The organism is Enterobacter sp. 186315 (assembly GCF_053290175.1).
Genome location: NZ_JBPTTK010000012.1, coordinates 43,002 through 61,288 on the forward strand (window position 1 = coordinate 43,002; position 18,287 = coordinate 61,288).

Annotated in this window: 16 protein-coding genes; 2 read left to right on the forward strand and 14 right to left on the reverse strand. The window is 58.1% G+C overall.

Annotated elements, in window-relative coordinates:
* Positions 1–59: 59 nt before the first annotated feature.
* The 3 genes from menF to ACSVHP_RS14605 all read right to left on the reverse strand — a co-directional run bounded on the left by menF (position 60) and on the right by ACSVHP_RS14605 (position 2,271).
* On the reverse strand, positions 60–1,355 hold the full coding sequence (menF, locus tag ACSVHP_RS14595; protein WP_447552269.1) for an isochorismate synthase MenF: 1,296 nt from the start codon (positions 1,353–1,355) through the stop codon (positions 60–62).
* A gap of 95 nt (positions 1,356–1,450) precedes the next feature.
* Complete coding sequence (elaB, locus tag ACSVHP_RS14600; RefSeq protein WP_234675424.1) at positions 1,451–1,756, reverse strand: stress response protein ElaB; 306 nt, start codon at positions 1,754–1,756, stop codon at positions 1,451–1,453.
* 53 nt (positions 1,757–1,809) lie between these two features.
* On the reverse strand, positions 1,810–2,271 hold the full coding sequence (locus tag ACSVHP_RS14605) for a GNAT family N-acetyltransferase (protein ID WP_447552270.1): 462 nt from the start codon (positions 2,269–2,271) through the stop codon (positions 1,810–1,812).
* A 72-nt stretch (positions 2,272–2,343) separates the two neighbouring features.
* On the opposite strand from ACSVHP_RS14605, the gene rnz reads away from it, so the two are divergent.
* Positions 2,344–3,261 carry a ribonuclease Z gene (rnz, locus tag ACSVHP_RS14610; protein ID WP_447552271.1) on the forward strand — a complete coding sequence of 306 codons (918 nt, stop codon included), beginning with the start codon at positions 2,344–2,346 and terminating at the stop codon, positions 3,259–3,261.
* A 64-nt stretch (positions 3,262–3,325) separates the two neighbouring features.
* Positions 3,326–4,330, forward strand: a complete 1,005-nt coding sequence (locus tag ACSVHP_RS14615; protein WP_447552272.1) for a chemotaxis protein — start codon at positions 3,326–3,328, stop codon at positions 4,328–4,330.
* An 89-nt stretch (positions 4,331–4,419) separates the two neighbouring features.
* Here ACSVHP_RS14615 and nuoN read toward each other — a convergent pair whose 3' ends face one another.
* The 11 genes from nuoN to nuoC all read right to left on the reverse strand — a co-directional run bounded on the left by nuoN (position 4,420) and on the right by nuoC (position 18,224).
* Positions 4,420–5,877 carry an NADH-quinone oxidoreductase subunit NuoN gene (nuoN, locus tag ACSVHP_RS14620; protein ID WP_447552273.1) on the reverse strand — a complete coding sequence of 486 codons (1,458 nt, stop codon included), beginning with the start codon at positions 5,875–5,877 and terminating at the stop codon, positions 4,420–4,422.
* A gap of 6 nt (positions 5,878–5,883) precedes the next feature.
* Positions 5,884–7,413 (reverse strand): NADH-quinone oxidoreductase subunit M, encoded by a 1,530-nt coding sequence (gene nuoM / locus ACSVHP_RS14625; RefSeq protein ID WP_234675419.1) that lies wholly within the window; start codon positions 7,411–7,413, stop codon positions 5,884–5,886.
* A gap of 159 nt (positions 7,414–7,572) precedes the next feature.
* On the reverse strand, positions 7,573–9,414 hold the full coding sequence (gene nuoL / locus ACSVHP_RS14630; protein WP_447552274.1) for an NADH-quinone oxidoreductase subunit L: 1,842 nt from the start codon (positions 9,412–9,414) through the stop codon (positions 7,573–7,575).
* On the reverse strand, positions 9,411–9,713 hold the full coding sequence (nuoK, locus tag ACSVHP_RS14635; RefSeq protein WP_003861496.1) for an NADH-quinone oxidoreductase subunit NuoK: 303 nt from the start codon (positions 9,711–9,713) through the stop codon (positions 9,411–9,413). The genes nuoL and nuoK overlap by 4 nt, the downstream gene beginning before the upstream one ends.
* On the reverse strand, positions 9,710–10,264 hold the full coding sequence (nuoJ, locus tag ACSVHP_RS14640; protein ID WP_003861493.1) for an NADH-quinone oxidoreductase subunit J: 555 nt from the start codon (positions 10,262–10,264) through the stop codon (positions 9,710–9,712). The genes nuoK and nuoJ overlap by 4 nt, the downstream gene beginning before the upstream one ends.
* Positions 10,265–10,275: 11 nt before the next feature.
* Positions 10,276–10,818, reverse strand: coding sequence for an NADH-quinone oxidoreductase subunit NuoI (gene nuoI / locus ACSVHP_RS14645; RefSeq protein WP_003861491.1), 543 nt, complete (start codon positions 10,816–10,818; stop codon positions 10,276–10,278).
* A 14-nt stretch (positions 10,819–10,832) separates the two neighbouring features.
* Positions 10,833–11,810 (reverse strand): NADH-quinone oxidoreductase subunit NuoH, encoded by a 978-nt coding sequence (gene nuoH, locus ACSVHP_RS14650; RefSeq protein ID WP_234675417.1) that lies wholly within the window; start codon positions 11,808–11,810, stop codon positions 10,833–10,835.
* Entirely contained in the window at positions 11,807–14,530 is a 2,724-nt protein-coding gene (gene nuoG / locus ACSVHP_RS14655; protein WP_447552275.1) for an NADH-quinone oxidoreductase subunit NuoG, read from the reverse strand. The genes nuoH and nuoG overlap by 4 nt, the downstream gene beginning before the upstream one ends.
* A 54-nt stretch (positions 14,531–14,584) precedes the next feature.
* Positions 14,585–15,922 (reverse strand): NADH-quinone oxidoreductase subunit NuoF, encoded by a 1,338-nt coding sequence (gene nuoF, locus ACSVHP_RS14660; protein WP_343645728.1) that lies wholly within the window; start codon positions 15,920–15,922, stop codon positions 14,585–14,587.
* Entirely contained in the window at positions 15,919–16,419 is a 501-nt protein-coding gene (nuoE, locus tag ACSVHP_RS14665; protein WP_119937089.1) for an NADH-quinone oxidoreductase subunit NuoE, read from the reverse strand. Before nuoE ends, nuoF begins: the two co-directional genes overlap by 4 nt.
* 2 nt (positions 16,420–16,421) lie before the next feature.
* Positions 16,422–18,224 carry an NADH-quinone oxidoreductase subunit C/D gene (gene nuoC / locus ACSVHP_RS14670; RefSeq protein ID WP_234675414.1) on the reverse strand — a complete coding sequence of 601 codons (1,803 nt, stop codon included), beginning with the start codon at positions 18,222–18,224 and terminating at the stop codon, positions 16,422–16,424.
* Positions 18,225–18,287: the final 63 nt, after the last annotated feature.

The following is an 18,287-nucleotide window of genomic DNA, read 5'->3' on the forward strand; positions in this document are numbered from 1 at the left end:
AGTATAAATAATAGAAAAAGATGAGATTTTGATATGAATCGGGAATGCGCGACTCAGTATTAATCCCTAAGGAGGAGAGAGCGCAGCCCGGCGGCTTTGTTTTCTATCTCCAGCCACTCCTGCTCCGGGTCAGAGCCGCTGACAATCCCGGCCCCGGCGTAGAGCCTCAGGGACGCGTTTTGCACGCGCGCCGAGCGCAGCGCCACGCAGAACTCGCTCTGCTCACGCGACAGATATCCGGCCGAGCCGGCATACCACTCGCGATCGAACGGCTCATTCTTCTGGATAAACGTCCGGGCGGCCTGACGCGGTAAACCCGCCACCGCTGCGGTGGGCTGTAGGATATGCAGGCACTGCTCGTCATCGGGCTGTTTTAGCTTCGTCCAGATGCAGCGACGCAGATGCTGCACCTTACGCAGGCGAACAATCTGCGCGGGCAGCACCTCCAGGGTCTGGGTGTGGCGTTGCAGACGCTGGCAGATATCCTCTACCACCAGCATATTTTCCCGCTGATTTTTGTCGTCATTCATCAGCCACTCGCCCAGGCGCTGCGCCTGTTTATCGTCGGCGTGGCTGGCGACCGTCCCGGCCAGCGCCTCGGTGCGCAGGAGATCGCCCCGGCGTCGCCACAGGCGCTCGGGAGAGGAGCCTAAAAACGCGTTGTTAGCGTCAAAGACCATGCAGAAGTGGTAGCAGCGTAAATTGAGCGCCCGGCTGGCGGCCATCACCGCGATGGCATCCACCGGACGGGTAAACTGCACATCCGTTGCCCGGGCGAGCACCACTTTGTCAAACTCCCCGCGGGCGATGGTGTCCGTTGCCAGGCGCACAAGGCGCAGCCATTCGGGGCGGTCCGGGTGATGGGTTTCGCTCTGGATCTGCACCGACAGCCTGGCGATCGGTCGTGAGCCATTCAGCTGCTGTAGAAAGGCCTGCGCCCGATGCGCGTCGTCCTGAAGGGAAGAATCACTCCAGAGCTGAAGGCGCAGCGTGGCGATACCGCCGTTGCGCAGCCAGAGCAGGCGCGGCAGGAACAGGTTGCCCTGCTCCGGGTTAAACGCGTTAAGACCGCAGATACGGGTCGAGACGGGCGCATCCTGAGCGTTTAAAAACCGCGTGGCGGCACCAGCCGTTGAGAAATGAACAACCGCACCCAGCGCGGCAAGTTCTTCATCGCCGTTACGCTGCTGCCAGTAGAATTGGGGATAACAGACCTGGGAGCCAAGCCAGGCAAGGGGATCGAAGGCATCGTTTAACGGGAAAGAGACATCGAAATGACGCAGGCCGGGCGCTGCCGGTAATGGTTGTGCAAGCTGGGTACGAAGACGTTCCAGCGCGAGGAATAGTGATTGCACGCGTGCCTCTCCCTGTTAAAACCTCGCATTATACGGGGTACTGCTCCTAAAAAGCAGTACCCACGTTTAGGGAGTGGTTAACCGTTGAGCAACGATTAACGACGGGCTAACAGCAGCCCAAATACCAGACCGACCGCGGCGCCGACGCCGATACCCTGCCACGGTTTTTCATGCACGTAGTCATCGGCACGATAAACCGCCTGCTTGGCGCGGTAGTAGTAGTTGTCAGACGCGTGGCTGACGCGGTTTTTGACCTCATGCAGCGCCTGCTCGGCGCGGGCTTTCAGCTCGATATATTTCTGATCGGCAGGATCGCCGGAGGAGCGTAATACCTCTTCCAGCGTTTCGCTCAGCAGAGCGAGGTCGTCATCGATACGGGTATCCCAGGATTGATAAGACATATTTATCTCCATGTTTTTGCATCAGTCCGATAACTATAGACAACGACGTGCCACTACGCCTGTTTCGCTTCCCGCGCCATCCCGATGTGGGGAATGCCGTCTTCGTCGTACACCTCCGTGACCGGGGCAAAGCCGAAGTGGGCATAAAACGGCTGAAGATGCGCCTGCGCGCCGAGGTATAACGCCTTGTCAGGCCACTGTTTTTCGCACGACGCCAGGGTTTGCTCCATCAGGCGGTAGCCCAGTTTTTCACCGCGCGCGCTGCCGCTGACGATGACGCGACCAATCGCAACCGGCTCGAATTCGTCGTCGCTTTTCAGAATCCTCGCATACGCCACTAGCTCGTTATCTTTCCAGCCGAGGATGTGGCGGTTCTCCCCCACCAGGTCATCTCCGTCGATATCCTGGTACGGGCAGGTTTGTTCGACGACGAATACTTCACAGCGCAGTTTAAGCAGCGCGTAAAGCGAACTCACGGTCAGCTCGCTATGGTGTAAATCTTGCCACTGGATCATGTCTGTCTCCTTCCTGGGGGTTCATGACGTTATACTAAACACCTTCCCGTTCAGCAAAGGGCTGATTGCGTTATGGAACTGATTTTTCTTGGTACTTCTGCGGGCGTGCCAACCCGCTCACGAAATGTGACGGCAATTCTGCTGGATTTGCAGCAACCGACCCGCAGCGGGCTTTGGCTGTTTGACTGCGGCGAAGGCACTCAGCACCAGCTGTTACGCACCGCGTACCATCCGGGCAAGCTGGATAAAATCTTTATTACCCACCTGCACGGCGATCATCTGTTTGGCCTGCCCGGCCTGCTGTGCAGCCGCTCGATGGCCGGAAACCCTAATCCGCTGACGATTTACGGGCCAGCAGGTATAGCGGAGTTTGTCGAAACCACGCTGCGCCTGAGCGGCTCCTGGACCGACTTCCCTCTTGAGGTGGTAGAGATAACCGAAGGCGAGCTGTTCGATGACGGCGACTTCAGGGTCAGCGCCCACCCGCTCGCGCATCCGCTGGAGTGCTACGGCTATCGGATTGAAGCGCACGATAAACCCGGCGCGCTCGACGCCGCCGCGCTGATTGCCGACGGCGTGAAGCCGGGGCCGCTGTTCCAGCGCCTGAAACAGGGCGAGACCGTGACGCTGGAAGACGGGCGCGAGATTAACGGGCAGCGCTATCTTTCCGCCCCGCAGCCGGGCAAGACGCTCGCGATCTTCGGGGATACCTCACCGTGCGACGGTGCGCTGCGCCTGGCCCAAGGGGTAGACGTGATGGTGCATGAAGCCACGCTTGAAGCGGCAATGGAAGAGAAAGCCAACGGCCGGGGCCACAGCTCCACGCGTCAGGCGGCGCAGCTCGCCCGTGACGCAAACGCCGGGAAGTTAATCATCACCCACGTCAGCTCGCGCTACGACGCCGCAGGCTGCGCCCGCCTGCTGGCAGAGTGCCGCGAGGTGTTCGCCAGCTGCGAGCTGGCGGAAGATTTCGCCCAGGTTAGCGTTTAGTCCTTCACTTTTCCCTCAGGATGCCGATAACGATTAAAAGGTCAGCATTTCTCTTGAGGGTAGAATGGATAATTTCCAGAAAGATATTGATGACAGGGCGAATCTCACCCTGTCGAACCGTTTTGAACTGTTGCTGTTCCGTCTTGGCACCTCTTTAAACGACAATAAATCCGAGCTGTTTGGCATTAACGTCTTTAAGCTGCGCGAAATCGTGCCGATGCCGGAATTCACCAAACCGGCGGGGATGAAGTCACCGCTGATGGGGATGGTGAACATTCGCGACCAGGTGATCCCGGTTATCGATCTGGCGGCGGTGGCGGGCTGTAAGCCAACGACCGGGCTGAATATTTTGCTGATCACCGAGTACGCCCGCAGCGTGCAGGCGTTTGCCGTGGAGTCCGTTGAGAACATTATGCGTCTGGACTGGAAACAGGTTCACGCCGCAGAGACCGCCGTCAGCGGGCGCTACATCACCAGCATCGCCTGTCTGGACGAGAAGACCGATACCAACGATCTGGCGATGGTGCTGGACGTTGAGCAGATCCTCTATGACATCACCCCGGCGAACCACGACCTGCACGCCACCAACCTGAAAACCACCAAGTTCAACATCAAGCCAGGCTCCGTTGCGATTGTCGCGGAGGATTCTAAAGTGGCGCGTTCGATGCTGGAGAAGGGATTGCAGGCAATGGAGATCCCGGCGCAGCTGCATATCACCGGGAAAGACGCGTGGGAGAAGATTGGCGTGCTGGCGATGCAGGCGCAGGCCGAGGGCGTGCCGATCACCGATAAGATCGCGCTGGTGCTGACCGACCTGGAAATGCCGGAGATGGACGGCTTTACGCTGACGCGCAAAATCAAAACCGACCCGTTCCTGAAGGATATTCCGGTGGTGATCCACTCTTCCCTGTCCGGGAACGCGAACGAAGACCATATTCGCAAGGTGAAGGCCGACGGCTACGTGGCGAAATTTGAGCTGAACGAGCTGTCGTCGGTGATTGAGGAAGTGCTGGACCGGTCGATGAAGAAGAATGACGGGCCGTTGATTAGCAGGAAGCAGCTGGCCTAGTTCAGTGCGGGCTGGTGCCCTCACCCCTTCCCTCTCCCACGGGGAGAGGGCGCAAACATAAAAAAACCCGCCGAGGCGGGTTTTTGCTTTTACATAATTGGCATTGCGTGTTGCACAATGGTGATGAGCGGCTGCGGATAGATACCGAAGATCAATACCAGCAGGGCTGAAATCAGCACCACAATACCGCCCGCGCTGTACTGCCAGTTGCGCGGCGCATCACGGTTGAGCTGCGACGGGGCGCTCAGGTACAGGCTCACGGCAACGCGCAGGTAGTAGTACAAACCAATCGCGGAGCCGATCACGACGCCCGCCGTCAGCCACCACAGACCCGCCTGCACACCCACGGCCAGCACGTAGAACTTACCGATAAAGCCCAGCGTCATCGGGATACCCGCCAGCGACAGCATCATCACGGTCATTACCGCGGACAGGATCGGACGGTGCCAGAACAGACCACGGTAGGAGAACAGAGAATCTGCATCCGGACCACGGTACGGGCTGGACATCAGGCTCACCACGCCGAACGCGCCGAGGCTGCTGAACAGGTAGCCAGCCAGATACACGCCTACGGCTTCCATCGACATCTCACCGCTTTGCAGCGCGATCAATGCCACCAGCAGATAGCCCAGATGGGAGATAGACGAGTAGCCCAACAGACGTTTGATGTTGGTCTGGCTCAGCGCCATCAGGTTACCGAAGATGATGGACACGAACGCGATGATGCCGAGCACCACGCGGACCGCTTCGCTGTCACCCACCGGCGCGTACAGGAACAGACGCATCACCACGCCGAAGATGGCGATTTTGCTCGCCGTCGCAAGGAAAGTGGAGACCGGAGCTGGCGCGCCCTGGTAGACGTCTGGCGTCCACAGGTGGAACGGCACCAGAGAGAGCTTAAAGCCGAGGCCGACGATCATCATGCCCAGACCCGCCAGCAGCAGCGGCTCGTGCAGCATCCCGTCGCCGAGGCTCTTGCCGAGCGCCACGAAAGAGAGGTTACCGGACTGCGCGTACAGGAGCGCGATACCAAACAGCAGGAACGAGGACGCCGCCGCTGACAGAATGGTGTACTTGATACTCGCTTCCAGAGAACGCTTCTGGCGGAAGGCGTAACCGATCAGGCCGAACAGCGGCAGAGAGATAAGCTCAATACCGAGGAACAGCGCGGCCAGGTGGTTCGCATTCGCCAGCAGAATGCCGCCCAGTGCGGCAATCAGAACCAGCAGGTAAAACTCTTCTTTGTTGTCGTTGTAGCCTTCGAGCCACGGGTACGCAAAGGTACAGGTTGCCAGACTCGCCAGCAGAACCAGACCCGTATACAGCATGGCATAGCCGTCAACGCGCATCAGCGGGGTGACGTCCATCGCGCCCGCTTGGCCAACAAACCAGAGGGAGACTAACGCGGCGTTCAGTCCAATGACCGACAGCGTGGCATTCAGGAAGTGATTGCGTCGCCACGCAATGGAGAGCATCACAACCACCACCGTCAATCCGACGATCAGCAGCGGTAGCAGCGCGATCAGTTGTTGTGGAGTTATTGTCATGGCGAATTACGGCCTTGTAGTAGAAGCAGAATTAACAAACCACTGCTGGATATTACCCATCGCGGAGTGCGAGGTATCCAGAATCGGCTGTGGATAGAAGCCCAACAGCACCAGCAGTACGACCAGCAGCAGGATGATGAACAGCTCACGCATTGACATCCCAGGCAGTTGTTGTGCAGCAATTTCGCTCTTCGCTTTACCGAAGTAGGCGCGATGCAGCATCGCCAGGGAGTAGACGGAAGCGAACACCAGACCAAAGGTGGAGATGACGGTGATCGTCGGCACCACTTTGAAGCTGCCGAACAGAATCATAAATTCGCCGACGAAGTTACCGGTGCCCGGCATACCCAGCGTCGCCACCGCGAAGAACATCGACAGCGCTGGCAGCCATTTCATCTTGCCCCACAGGCCGCCCATCATACGCATGTCGCGGGTGTGCAGACGTTCGTACAGCTGACCACACAGGATGAACAGACCCGCTGCGGACAGACCGTGCGCAATCATCTGGATAACCGCGCCCTGGTACGCCAGCTGGCTGCCGGTGTAGATAGCAATCAGCACGAAGCCCATGTGGGACACGGAGGTGTAGGCAATCAGACGTTTGATGTCGTACTGGGTGAAGGCCATCCACGCGCCGTAGAAGATACCGATCACGCCCAGCCACATGGCAATTGGCGCAAACTCGGCGGAGGCGTTCGGGAACAGCGGCAGTGCGAAACGCAGCAGACCGTAGGCCGCGGTTTTCAGCAAGATACCCGCCAGGTCAACGGAACCCGCCGTTGGTGCCTGGGAGTGGGCGTCCGGCAGCCAGCCGTGCAGCGGAACCACCGGCATTTTCACCGCGAAGGCGATGAAGAAGCCGAGCATCAGCAGGTATTCCACGCCGTGAGACATTGGAGTCTTCAGCAGCTCTTCGTAGTTGAAGGTCCAGACGCCGGTCGCGTTGTAATGCACGAACACCAGCGCCAGGATGGCAATCAGCATCACCAGACCGCTCGCCTGGGTATAGATGAAGAACTTGGTTGCCGCCGTGATACGCGTTTTACCGTCGGACGCCTTATGGCCCCACAGCGCGATCAGGAAGTACATCGGCACCAGCATCATCTCCCAGAAGAAGAAGAACAGGAACATGTCGATGGCAAGGAACACGCCGATAACGCCGCCCAGGATCCACATCAGGTTCAGGTGGAAGAAGCCCTGGTATTTTTCGATTTCTCGCCAGGAGCACAGTACCGCCAGAACGCCGAGCAGGCCGGTCAGCACAACCATCAGCAGCGACAGACCATCAATCGCCAGGTGAATGGTGATACCAAAACGCGGGATCCACGGCAGAATGAACTCGTCCTGCCACTGCGGAACGCCCGTAGCCTGGGTCAGAGAGTAGCCACCCTGCAACCACAGTTGCAGACCAAGCGCGAGCGTCAATCCCATGGTGATCAGCGCGATCCAGCGCGGCATCTTCACGCCAAAGCGTTCAGTCTGCCAGCACAGGAAGCCGCCGATGAAGGGAATTAATATTAGCCAGGGTAGTAACATGGCGATTTTTATTCCTTGTTAAAGTCCCTAAGGGACCGATTTTCAACGAATTCAACAAAATTCACGCGTTAGTGCGGTTTGTGGTGTCGGGTGGCGCTCACGCTGACCCGACCTACGGTCTCGTAGGCCCGGTAAGCGCAGCGCCACCGGGCAAAACCACTATCGCAACACCATCAGCAGCGCCAGTACGACAACCGCACCGATGCTCATGGACGCCACATACCAGCGCAGATAACCGTTCTCGCTCAGCAGCAGGCCTTTACCTGCGAAGCGGGAGAGTATCGCCGGGATATTCATCAGGCTGTTCAGTGGGTCGCGCTTCAGCAGCCACGCAATGCCCAGGAACGGCTTAACGAAGATCATGTCGTACAGCCAGTCGAAGCCCCACGCGTTGTACCACCATGTGCCCAGCAGACGGCCCGGTGCACTGTTGGCAACGGCAGTTACCAGCGTACGTTTACCCAGCCACAGCCATGCAGCAATCAGGATGCCCGCGATAGCGACCACGCCGGAGGTGATTTCGAGCGTCAGAACGCGACCGTGCTCAAGCTCGGTGGTGGCTGGCAGTACGCCCTGCAACGGCGGCACAATCATTGCGCCAACGAAGGTGGACAGAACCAGCAGCACAATCAGCGGCAGGTGGTGGGTAATCCCCTTCCCTGCGTGAGCGTGAATTTGTTCTTTACCGTGGAATACGATGAAAATCATTCGGAAGGTATACAGGGAGGTCATGAACGCACCGACTAGACCCGCAACCATCAGATTGATATGACCATTCGCCATGGCACCCGCAAGGATTTCGTCCTTACTGAAGAAGCCTGCGGTAATCAGCGGCAGCGCCGACAGCGCCGCGCCGCCCACCAGGAAGCAGACATACACCAGCGGGATGGACTTACGCAGTCCGCCCATTTTGAAGATGTTCTGCTCGTGGTGGCAGGCCAGGATAACCGAACCGGATGAGAGGAACAGCAGCGCTTTAAAGAACGCGTGCGTCATCAGGTGGAAAATCGCGGCGTCCCATGCCTGAACGCCCAGCGCCAGGAACATGTAACCAATCTGGCTCATGGTGGAGTACGCGAGAACGCGTTTGATGTCGGTTTGCACCAGCGCGGCAAAGCCTGCCAGCACCAGCGTTACCGCACCAACGATACCCACCAGATGCAGAATTTCCGGGGTCATCAGGAACAGACCGTGGGTACGCGCTATCAGGTAAACACCTGCGGTCACCATGGTCGCGGCGTGGATCAGCGCGGAGACAGGCGTTGGACCCGCCATCGCGTCGGCAAGCCAGGTCTGCAACGGCAGCTGCGCGGATTTACCCACGGCACCACCCAGCAGCATCAGCGTCGCCCACCACAGCATGTTATTGCCTGCTTCGAAGTGCGCCGGCGCCAGTTCCACCATTTCGCGGAAGTTCAGCGTGCCCAGTTCGTTGTAAAGAATGAACAGCGCGAAAGCGAGGAACACGTCACCCACGCGGGTCACGACGAACGCTTTCATGGCCGCTGCGCCATTCTTCGGATCGGTGTAGTAGAAACCGATCAGCAGGTAAGAACACAGACCTACGCCTTCCCAGCCCAGATACATCAGCAGGAGGTTATCGGCCAGCACCAGCACCACCATGCTCGCGATAAACAGGTTGGTGTAGGCGAAGAAGCGGGAGTAACCCTCTTCACCGCGCATATACCAGGAGGCGAACATGTGGATCAGGAAGCCCACGCCGGTCACCACGGAAAGCATGGTCAGGGACAGACCATCCAGCACCAGGTTGAAACCGATATTGAAATCACCCACCGACATCCAGGTCCACAGCGGGACGCTGAAAGGCTGGCGGCCGTTGTTGAAGAAGTCGATACCCGCATACGCCGTGACCAGCGCAGCCAGACCGATAGAGCCAATGCCGACGGTCGCAGACAGATTCTCAGACCAGCGGCCGCGAGAAAACGCCAGCAGCACGAAGCCAATCAGCGGAAAAATAATGGTTAAGGCAAGCATGTTCATCCACGCAACTCACTTACTGAATCGATGTTCAGGTTCTGGCGGCGACGATGGAGCTGTAGCAACAGCGCCAGGCCAATACTCGCTTCGGCAGCCGCAAGGCTGATAGCAAGGATGTACATCACCTGACCATCCGTCTGGCCCCAGTAGCTCCCGGCGACCACAAAGGCCAGCGCGGAGGCGTTAATCATGATTTCCAGACCGATCAGCATAAACAGCAGATTGCGGCGGATAACCAGACCGGTTAAGCCCAGAACGAATAAAATCGCAGCGAGGATCAGTCCATGTGTTAAGGGGATCATGCGCGTTCCTCCGTTTTTCTTTTCGCGCGGTCGTCAGTGCGGTTGCTCAGCACCTCGCCGACGCGCTCTTCGCGGCCGACGTGGAAAGCAACAACCAGACCTGCCAGCAGCAGCATAGACGCCAGTTCTACCGCCAGAACGTATGGCCCAAACAGGGTAATACCCACTGCTTTCGCGCTGATTGGCGTCCCGTCGATGCCCTGATCGTTCACGCCCAGAATGGCGTACACAATCACCGCCAGCATGATGGCTGACAAAATGGCCGGGCCGATCCACACCTGCGGTTTTAACCACTGACGTTCCTGCTCGATTTCGGAGCCGCCCAGGTTCAGCATCATCACCACGAAGACGAACAGCACCATGATGGCCCCGGCGTAGACGATGATTTCAAGCGCACCCGCAAAGTGTGCGCCCAGCGCAAAGAACACCCCGGAAATAGCCAGCAGCGAAATGATTAAATAGAGCAGCGCATGCACCGGGTTGGTGTGCGTAATCACTCGCAGCGTAGCCAGGATGGCGATCAGGCCACAGATATAAAAAGCGAATTCCATTGCCCCTCTCCTTACGGTAACAGGCTCTTGACGTCGATAGGCTTAGCTTCGTTCTCTGCTTCGCCCTTATCTTTGCCGTCGATTGCCATACCCGCCATCCGGTAGAAGTTATATTCCGGGTATTTGCCCGGACCGGAAATCAGCAGATCCTCTTTTTCGTACACCAGATCCTGACGCTTGTACTCACCCAGCTCGAAGTCTGGAGTCAGCTGAATCGCCGTGGTTGGGCACGCTTCTTCACACAGACCGCAGAAGATGCAGCGTGAGAAGTTAATGCGGAAGAACTCCGGGTACCAGCGGCCGTCAACTGTCTCTGCTTTTTGCAGCGAGATACAGCCAACAGGACAGGCTACCGCACACAGGTTACAGGCCACGCAGCGCTCGGAACCGTCCGGGTCGCGCGTCAGCACGATACGGCCACGGTAGCGCGGCGGCAGATATACCGGCTCTTCCGGATACATCCGGGTTTCGCGTTTGGCAAACGCGTGCAGGCCGATCATCCAGATACTGCGTACCTGGGTGCCGAAACCTACCAATAATTCTTTTAAGGTCATGATCTCAAAGCCCCTTATGGCTGCTGCCAGAGAATGACAGCCGCCGTTACCAACAAATTGACGAGCGTCAGCGGCAGGCACACTTTCCAGCCGAAGGACATTACCTGGTCATAACGAGGACGCGGTAACGACGCACGAATCAAAATGAACATCATCATGAAGAACGCGGTTTTCAGCGCGAACCAGATGAACGGCGGTAAGAACGGGCCATGCCAGCCACCAAAGAACAGCGTAACCATCAACGCGGAAATGGTGACGATACCGATGTACTCGCCCACGAAGAACAGACCGAATTTCATACCGGAATATTCAATGTGGTAACCGTCGGCCAGTTCCTGTTCGGCTTCTGGCTGGTCAAACGGGTGACGGTGACACACCGCCACGCCCGCGATAGCAAAGGTCACAAACCCAAAGAACTGCGGGATAACGTTCCAGATGTCGGCCTGGTTGTTGACGATGTCGGTCATGTTAAATGAACCGGCCTGCGCCACCACGCCCATCAGGGAGAGACCCAGGAACACCTCGTAGCTCAGGGTCTGCGCAGACGCACGCATCGCACCCAGCAGGGAGTATTTGTTGTTACTGGACCAGCCTGCGAACAGCACCGCGTAAACCGCGAGGCCTGCCATCATCAGGAAGAACAGAATGCCGATGTTCAGGTCAGCGACCACCCAGGTCGGGCTGACCGGAACGATAGCAAACGCCAGCAGCAGCGAGGTGAAGGCGATCATCGGTGCCAGAGTAAAGATCACGCGATCCGAGAAGCGCGGAACCCAGTCCTCTTTAAAGAACATCTTGATCATGTCCGCGACCAGCTGGAGTGAACCACCCCAGCCCACGCGGTTCGGTCCGTAACGGTTCTGGAACAGACCGAGCAGACGACGTTCACCAAAGCTCATGAACGCGCCGCAGGTGACCACCACCAGCAGGATGACGATTGCCTTGAGAATGCTAAGCAGAATGTCGATAAGATCCGGCGTTAACCAACTCATGCTTTTGCCTCCTGCAAGTTATCAAGACGCGCACCCGCGAGAACCGGCGCGATGCCCGGCATACCCATCGGCAGACCGACCTGCCCTGCGCTCAGACCTTCAGAGATAATCAGCGGCAGGCTGATCGTCTGGCCTTCATAGCTAAAGGCGATGTTCGCACCCGCGTTCACGCCAAGCTTCGCGGCGTCAGCCGGGTTGAGCTTGATGTACGGCTGCGGCATACGGGTCTGGAAGACCGGTGAACGCTGGGACAGCTCGTCGCTACCAAACAGATGGTAGTAAGGCGCGATACGCCAGTTGCCGTCCTGCGCTTCGAAACGTGCCGGAACCGCGGTAAAGAAGTCCAGACCGGTCTCAGACGCTTCAATCAGACGCACGCCCGGGTCACCGTGACGCAGAGAACCGCCCACTTCGGCCTGGAATTTGTTCCATGCCTGCGGGGAGTTCCAGCCTGGTGCCCATGCGAACGGAACCTGAGAGCGCGGCGCAGACGGCTGGTTGTTCCCTTCCATCGAGAAGGCAAACATCGTGTCTTTATCCTGCGGCTGACGAGGTTCGTGTACGCTGATGTTGGCACGCATCGCGGTACGACCGCTGTAACGGTGCGGTTCACGCGCCAGTTTCTGGCCGCGAATACGGAAGCTTGCGTCAGGTGCAGCATCTTTGATGCCCGCCAACTGAGGCAGTTTTTCCACCACCGCGTCGATAACGTGGTCAAGCTGCGTCCAGTCCACCTCACGGCTCTGCACGGTGCTGTGCAGGGAGTGCAGCCAGCGCCAGCTTTCCAGCATCAGGGTGTTGCTGTCGTAATAGGCCGGGTCGTAAACCTGGAAGAAGCGCTGCGCGCGGCCTTCGTTGTTGATAACCGTACCGTCGCTTTCAGCGAAGCTTGCCGCAGAGAGCACCAGGTGCGCTTTATCCATAATCGCGGTGCGCTGATGGTCAATGACCATCACCAGCGGCGCTTTAGAGAGCGCAGCGTCAACGCGTGCCGCAGAAGCATGGCGATGCAGGTCGTTTTCCAGCACCACAACCGCGTCCGCAGAGCCGGATTCCAGCTCGCTTAACGCCTCTTCCAGCGAACCGCCGCCAATCATGCCCAGACCGATGCTGTTCACCGCACGGGCAATCATGGTGACGCCCACGTCAGCACCGCGGCCTTTCAGGGCTTTCGCCACGTTAGCCGCAGCCTGGATGATTTCTGTGCTGCCGGCGTTGGTGCCGGAGATAATCAGCGGTTTTTTCGCACCCGCCAGCGCCTGAACAATCACGTCGACCTTGTTTTGCAGGTCGCGATCCAGTTCAACGGCCGGAGAGGTGTTGTCCAGCGCATGGGCGATAGCGAAGCCGAGGCGCGCCTGATCTTCAACCGGTGCGCAGTAGGTCCACGCCGCGATATCGTCCAGACGGGTATTGTCGACGTTAGTCACAAACAGAGGATGCTTCGCGCGCTGACCGATGTTAAGGATTGCCGCAATCTGCCAGTCAGCCACTTTCTGGGCTGCCGCCATTTCACGTGCTTTACCCTTCACCGCCTGACGCACTGCCAGGGCCGCACGGGCGCCGGTCTGGGTTAAATCTTCGCCCAGCACCAGAACCGCATCGTAGGATTCGATTTCGCGCAGCGCCGGGGTGTGAACACCGCCTTCGCGCAGCACTTTCAGCACCAGTTGCAGACGTTCCTGCTCGCCCTGGGCGATACCGGTGTAGAAGTTTTCCGCCCCAACCAGCTCACGCAGCGCGAAGTTGCTTTCAACGCTGGCACGCGGGGAGCCGATACCGATCACTTTCTTCGACTGGCGCAGAATATCCGCCGCGCCCTGCATCGCCTGTTCGGCGTTCAGGGTGATAACGTCGTCGCCACGGCGCTGAACCGGCTGACGCGGACGGTCTTTCAGGTTCACATAGCCATAGCCGAAACGACCACGGTCGCAGAGGAAGTAGTGGTTAACGGTACCGTTATAACGGTTTTCGATACGACGCAGCTCGCCGTAGCGCTCGCCCGGGCTGGTGTTACAGCCGAGGGAACACTGCTGGCAGATGCTTGGCGCAAACTGCATGTCCCACTTACGGTTGTAGCGCTCGGAGTGCGTTTTATCCGTGAACACGCCGGTCGGGCAGATTTCTACCAGGTTACCGGAGAATTCGCTTTCCAGCGTACCGTCTTCCGGACGACCAAAGTAGACGTTGTCGTGCGCGCCATACACGCCCAGATCCTGACCGTCTGCGTAATCTTTGTAGTAACGCACGCAGCGGTAGCAGGCGATGCAGCGGTTCATTTCGTGAGAGATGAACGGCCCCAGGTCCTGGTTGCGGTGGGTACGTTTGGTAAAGCGATAGCGACGGAAGCTGTGACCGGTCATGACGGTCATATCCTGGAGGTGGCAGTTACCGCCCTCTTCACAAACCGGACAGTCGTGCGGGTGGTTGGTCATCAACCACTCCACAACGCTTTCGCGGAACTGTTTGGCTTCTTCGTCATCAATCGAAATAAAGGTGCCTTCGGTGGCTGGCGTCATACAGGACATCACCAGGCGACCACGCGTGTCTTCCGCGTTTTGATATTGCTTCACCGCACACTGGCGGCAAGCACCGACGCTGCCCAGCGCCGGATGCCAGCAAAAATACGGAATATCAAGGCCGAGCGACAGACAAGCTTCCAGCAGGTTGTCCGCCCCGTTGACCTCGTATTCTTTGCCGTCTACATGAATCGTAGCCATTAGCATGCTTCCAGTTGGCTCGAATTGCTTCGAGCGTTAATCAAAATTCTGTTTTTACCAGCGTGCTTTCAGCAGGTTCGGCTGAATACCATTAATGGAATGGGTATTGCTGAACGGCTGCTTGATGCCTGCTTCGAATTCGTCGCGGAAATATTTAATCGCGCTTTGCAGTGGCTCGACGGCGCCCGGTGCGTGGGCACAGAAGGTTTTACCCGGGCCCAGGAATCGACACAGTTGCTCAAGTGTCTCGATATCGCCAGGTTGGCCTTCGCCACGTTCGATGGCGCGCAGGATCTTCACGCTCCACGGCAGACCGTCACGGCACGGCGTACACCAGCCGCAGGACTCGCGGGCAAAGAACTCTTCCAGGTTACGCACCAGCGATACCATGCCGATCTCGTGGTCGACGGCCATCGCCAGCGCCGTACCCAGACGGCTGCCCGCTTTACCAATGCTTTCGAATTCCATTGGCAGATCGAGGTGGGCTTCGGTCAGGAAGTCTGTCCCTGCCCCACCCGGCTGCCAGGCTTTGAATTTCAGACCGTCGCGCATACCGCCCGCGTAGTCTTCAAGGATTTCACGCGCGGTGGTACCAAACGGCAGTTCCCAGACGCCAGGATTTTTAACGCGACCGGAGAAGCCCATCAGCTTGGTACCGGCATCTTTGCTCGAAGAGATGCCCTGATACCACTCCACGCCGTTGGCAAGAATCGCCGGGACGTTACACAGGGTTTCGACGTTGTTTACGCAGGTCGGTTTACCCCACACGCCGGAGCTTGCCGGGAACGGTGGCTTGGAACGCGGGTTCGCACGACGGCCTTCGAGGGAGTTAATCAGCGCGGTCTCTTCGCCGCAGATATAACGCCCTGCCCCGGTGTGGACGAACAGCTCGAAGTCAAAACCGGTGCCCAGGATGTTTTTACCGAGCAGGCCCGCTTCGGTGGCTTCCGCAATCGCGCGACGCAGGTTTTCTGCCGCTTCAATGTACTCACCGCGCAGGAAGATGTAGCCACGGTAGGCTTTCAGCGCAAACGCGGAGATCAGCATGCCTTCCACCAGCAGGTGCGGCAGCTGCTCCATCAGCAGGCGGTCTTTATAGGTGCCCGGCTCCATCTCATCGGCGTTACACAGCAGGTAACGGATGTTCATGGATTCGTCTTTTGGCATCAGGCTCCACTTAAGACCGGTGGAAAAGCCCGCGCCGCCGCGCCCTTTCAGGCCAGCGTCTTTTACCGCGTTGACGATTTCGTCCGGCGCCATGCCGCTGAGCGCTTTACGCGCCCCGGCGTAGCCGTTTTTGCTTTCGTATTCTTCAAGCCATACCGGCTGTTTGTCATCGCGCAGACGCCAGGTCAGCGGATGCGTCTCAGCAGTACGAATTACCGTTTTCATTTGTACTGCTCCAGCAGGTCAGGAATCGCTTCCGGCGTCAGATGGCTGTGAGTGTCCTCATCAATCATCATGGTCGGCCCCTTGTCGCAGTTACCCAGGCAGCAGGTTGGCAGCAGAGTAAAGCGACCATCAAAAGTGGTCTGGCCCGGCTTGATGTTGAGCTTCTGCTCAATCGCAGCCTGAATGCCCTGATACCCGGTGATGTGGCAGACAACGCTGTCACAGTAGCGGATCACATGGCGGCCCACCGGCTGACGGAAGATCTGGCTGTAGAATGTCGCCACCCCTTCAACGTCACTTGCCGGAATACCCAGCACTTTTGCGATCTCATAGATCGCCCCATCCGGCACCCAACCACGCTGTTTCTGAACGATTTTCAGCGCTTCAATGGACGCCGCACGCGGGTCTTCGTAGTGGTGCATCTCGTGCTCAATGGCGGCACGCTCTGCTTCACTCAGCTCAAAAGCCTCGGTTTGTGGTTGTTGATTCTCGTGCATAATTAGCGGTCCACGTCTGACATAACAAAATCGATACTACCCAGATACACAATCAGGTCAGAGACCAGACTGCCGCGAATGGCGGCCGGGATCTGTTGCAGGTGCGCGAAGCTTGGCGTACGCACGCGGGTACGGTAGCTCATGGTGCTGCCGTCGCTGGTCAGGTAGTAACTGTTGATACCCTTGGTCGCTTCAATCATCTGGAAGGATTCTTGCGCCGGCATGACCGGGCCCCAGGAAACCTGCAAGAAGTGGGTGATCAGGGTTTCGATATGTTGCAGCGTGCGCTCTTTCGGCGGCGGCGTGGTCAGCGGGTGATCCGCTTTGAACGGGCCTTCCGGCATGTTGTTGAGGCACTGCTCAAGGATGCGCAGACTCTGGCGCAGCTCTTCCACTTTCAGCATCACGCGGGTGTAGCAGTCGGAAACGCCGCCGCCAACCGGGACTTCAAAGTCGAAGTTCTCGTAGCCAGAGTAAGGACGGGCTTTACGCACGTCGAAATCAATACCGGTTGCACGCAGGCCAGCACCCGTTGTCCCCCACTCCAGCGCCTCTTTCGCGCCATAGGCTGCAACGCCCTGGGAACGGCCTTTCAGGATGGTGTTGCGCAGCGCGGCTTTCTCGTAAGAGGCCAGACGTTTTGGCATCCAGTCGAGGAACTCACGCAGCAGACGGTCCCAGCCGCGCGGCAGATCGTGTGCCACACCGCCGATACGGAACCAGGCCGGGTGCATACGGAAACCGGTAATCGCTTCCACCAGATCGTAGATTTTCTGACGATCGGTAAAGGCGAAGAAGACCGGGGTCATCGCGCCGACGTCCTGAATGAACGTGGAGATGTACAGCAGGTGGCTGTTAATACGGAACAGTTCTGACAGCATCACGCGGATTACGTTAACGCGATCCGGAGTAACGATACCCGCCAGCTTCTCAACGGCCAGCACGTAAGGCATTTCGTTCACGCAGCCGCCGAGGTACTCGATACGGTCGGTGTACGGAATGTAGCTGTGCCAGGACTGACGCTCGCCCATCTTCTCGGCACCACGGTGGTGGTAGCCGATATCCGGAACGCAGTCGACAATCTCTTCGCCATCAAGCTGAAGAATAATACGGAAGGCACCGTGCGCAGACGGGTGGTTCGGGCCGAGGTTGAGGAACATGAAGTCCTCGTTTTCGGTGCTGCGCTTCATGCCCCAGTCTTCCGGCTTGAAGGTAAGCGCTTCCATCTCCAGATCCTGCTTGGCTTTGGTCAGCTCAAACGGATCGAATTCGGTGGCGCGTGCCGGGTAGTCTTTACGCAGCGGGTGGCCGGTCCATGTCTGCGGCATCATGATGCGCGTCAGGTGCGGGTGGCCGTCGAAGGTCATGCCGAACATTTCCCAGGTTTCGCGCTCGTACCAGTTCGCGTTCGGGAAAAGTTTCGTGATCGTCGGCAGGTGCATGTCGTTTTCAGACAAGGCCACCTTGAGCATGATATCCGTGTTGCGGTCTATTGAGATCAGGTGGTAGAAAACGGAAAAATCCGCAGCAGGGAGACCCTGGCGGTGGGTACGCAGACGTTCGTCCATGCCGTGTAAGTCAAACAGCATGACGTAAGGTTTAGGCAATTTCTTTAAGAAATCGACCACTTCCAGTAGTTGCTCACGCTTCACCCAAACAACGGGTACCCCGGTGCGGGTAGCCTGAACGGTAAAGGCATCCGGCCCAAAACGGTTGCGCAGTTCGCCAATGACGGGGTCATCCAGATGATCCCGTGTCTGCCAGGCGGCTTCTTGCGCGGTTAAGTCGGTCATATTGTTCACCATTGCAAATGGTCCGTGGTGACTGTCGGGCGTGGCTTCGCGCTATTTGAATAGTGATATGCGAAG

What these genes read in the sequence shown, in the direction of transcription:
- nuoM (WP_234675419.1), bottom strand. Translation starts at nt 7,413, where the DNA reads ATGTTACTACCCTGGCTAATATTAATTCCCTTCATCGGCGGCTTCCTG.
- ACSVHP_RS14615 (WP_447552272.1), top strand. Translation starts at nt 3,326, where the DNA reads ATGGATAATTTCCAGAAAGATATTGATGACAGGGCGAATCTCACCCTG.
- elaB (WP_234675424.1), bottom strand. Translation starts at nt 1,756, where the DNA reads ATGTCTTATCAATCCTGGGATACCCGTATCGATGACGACCTCGCTCTG.
- rnz (WP_447552271.1), top strand. Translation starts at nt 2,344, where the DNA reads ATGGAACTGATTTTTCTTGGTACTTCTGCGGGCGTGCCAACCCGCTCA.
- nuoC (WP_234675414.1), bottom strand. Translation starts at nt 18,224, where the DNA reads ATGGTGAACAATATGACCGACTTAACCGCGCAAGAAGCCGCCTGGCAG.
- nuoK (WP_003861496.1), bottom strand. Translation starts at nt 9,713, where the DNA reads ATGATCCCCTTAACACATGGACTGATCCTCGCTGCGATTTTATTCGTT.
- nuoI (WP_003861491.1), bottom strand. Translation starts at nt 10,818, where the DNA reads ATGACCTTAAAAGAATTATTGGTAGGTTTCGGCACCCAGGTACGCAGT.
- nuoG (WP_447552275.1), bottom strand. Translation starts at nt 14,530, where the DNA reads ATGGCTACGATTCATGTAGACGGCAAAGAATACGAGGTCAACGGGGCG.
- ACSVHP_RS14605 (WP_447552270.1), bottom strand. Translation starts at nt 2,271, where the DNA reads ATGATCCAGTGGCAAGATTTACACCATAGCGAGCTGACCGTGAGTTCG.
- nuoJ (WP_003861493.1), bottom strand. Translation starts at nt 10,264, where the DNA reads ATGGAATTCGCTTTTTATATCTGTGGCCTGATCGCCATCCTGGCTACG.
- nuoH (WP_234675417.1), bottom strand. Translation starts at nt 11,810, where the DNA reads ATGAGTTGGTTAACGCCGGATCTTATCGACATTCTGCTTAGCATTCTC.
- nuoF (WP_343645728.1), bottom strand. Translation starts at nt 15,922, where the DNA reads ATGAAAACGGTAATTCGTACTGCTGAGACGCATCCGCTGACCTGGCGT.
- nuoN (WP_447552273.1), bottom strand. Translation starts at nt 5,877, where the DNA reads ATGACAATAACTCCACAACAACTGATCGCGCTGCTACCGCTGCTGATC.
- nuoL (WP_447552274.1), bottom strand. Translation starts at nt 9,414, where the DNA reads ATGAACATGCTTGCCTTAACCATTATTTTTCCGCTGATTGGCTTCGTG.
- nuoE (WP_119937089.1), bottom strand. Translation starts at nt 16,419, where the DNA reads ATGCACGAGAATCAACAACCACAAACCGAGGCTTTTGAGCTGAGTGAA.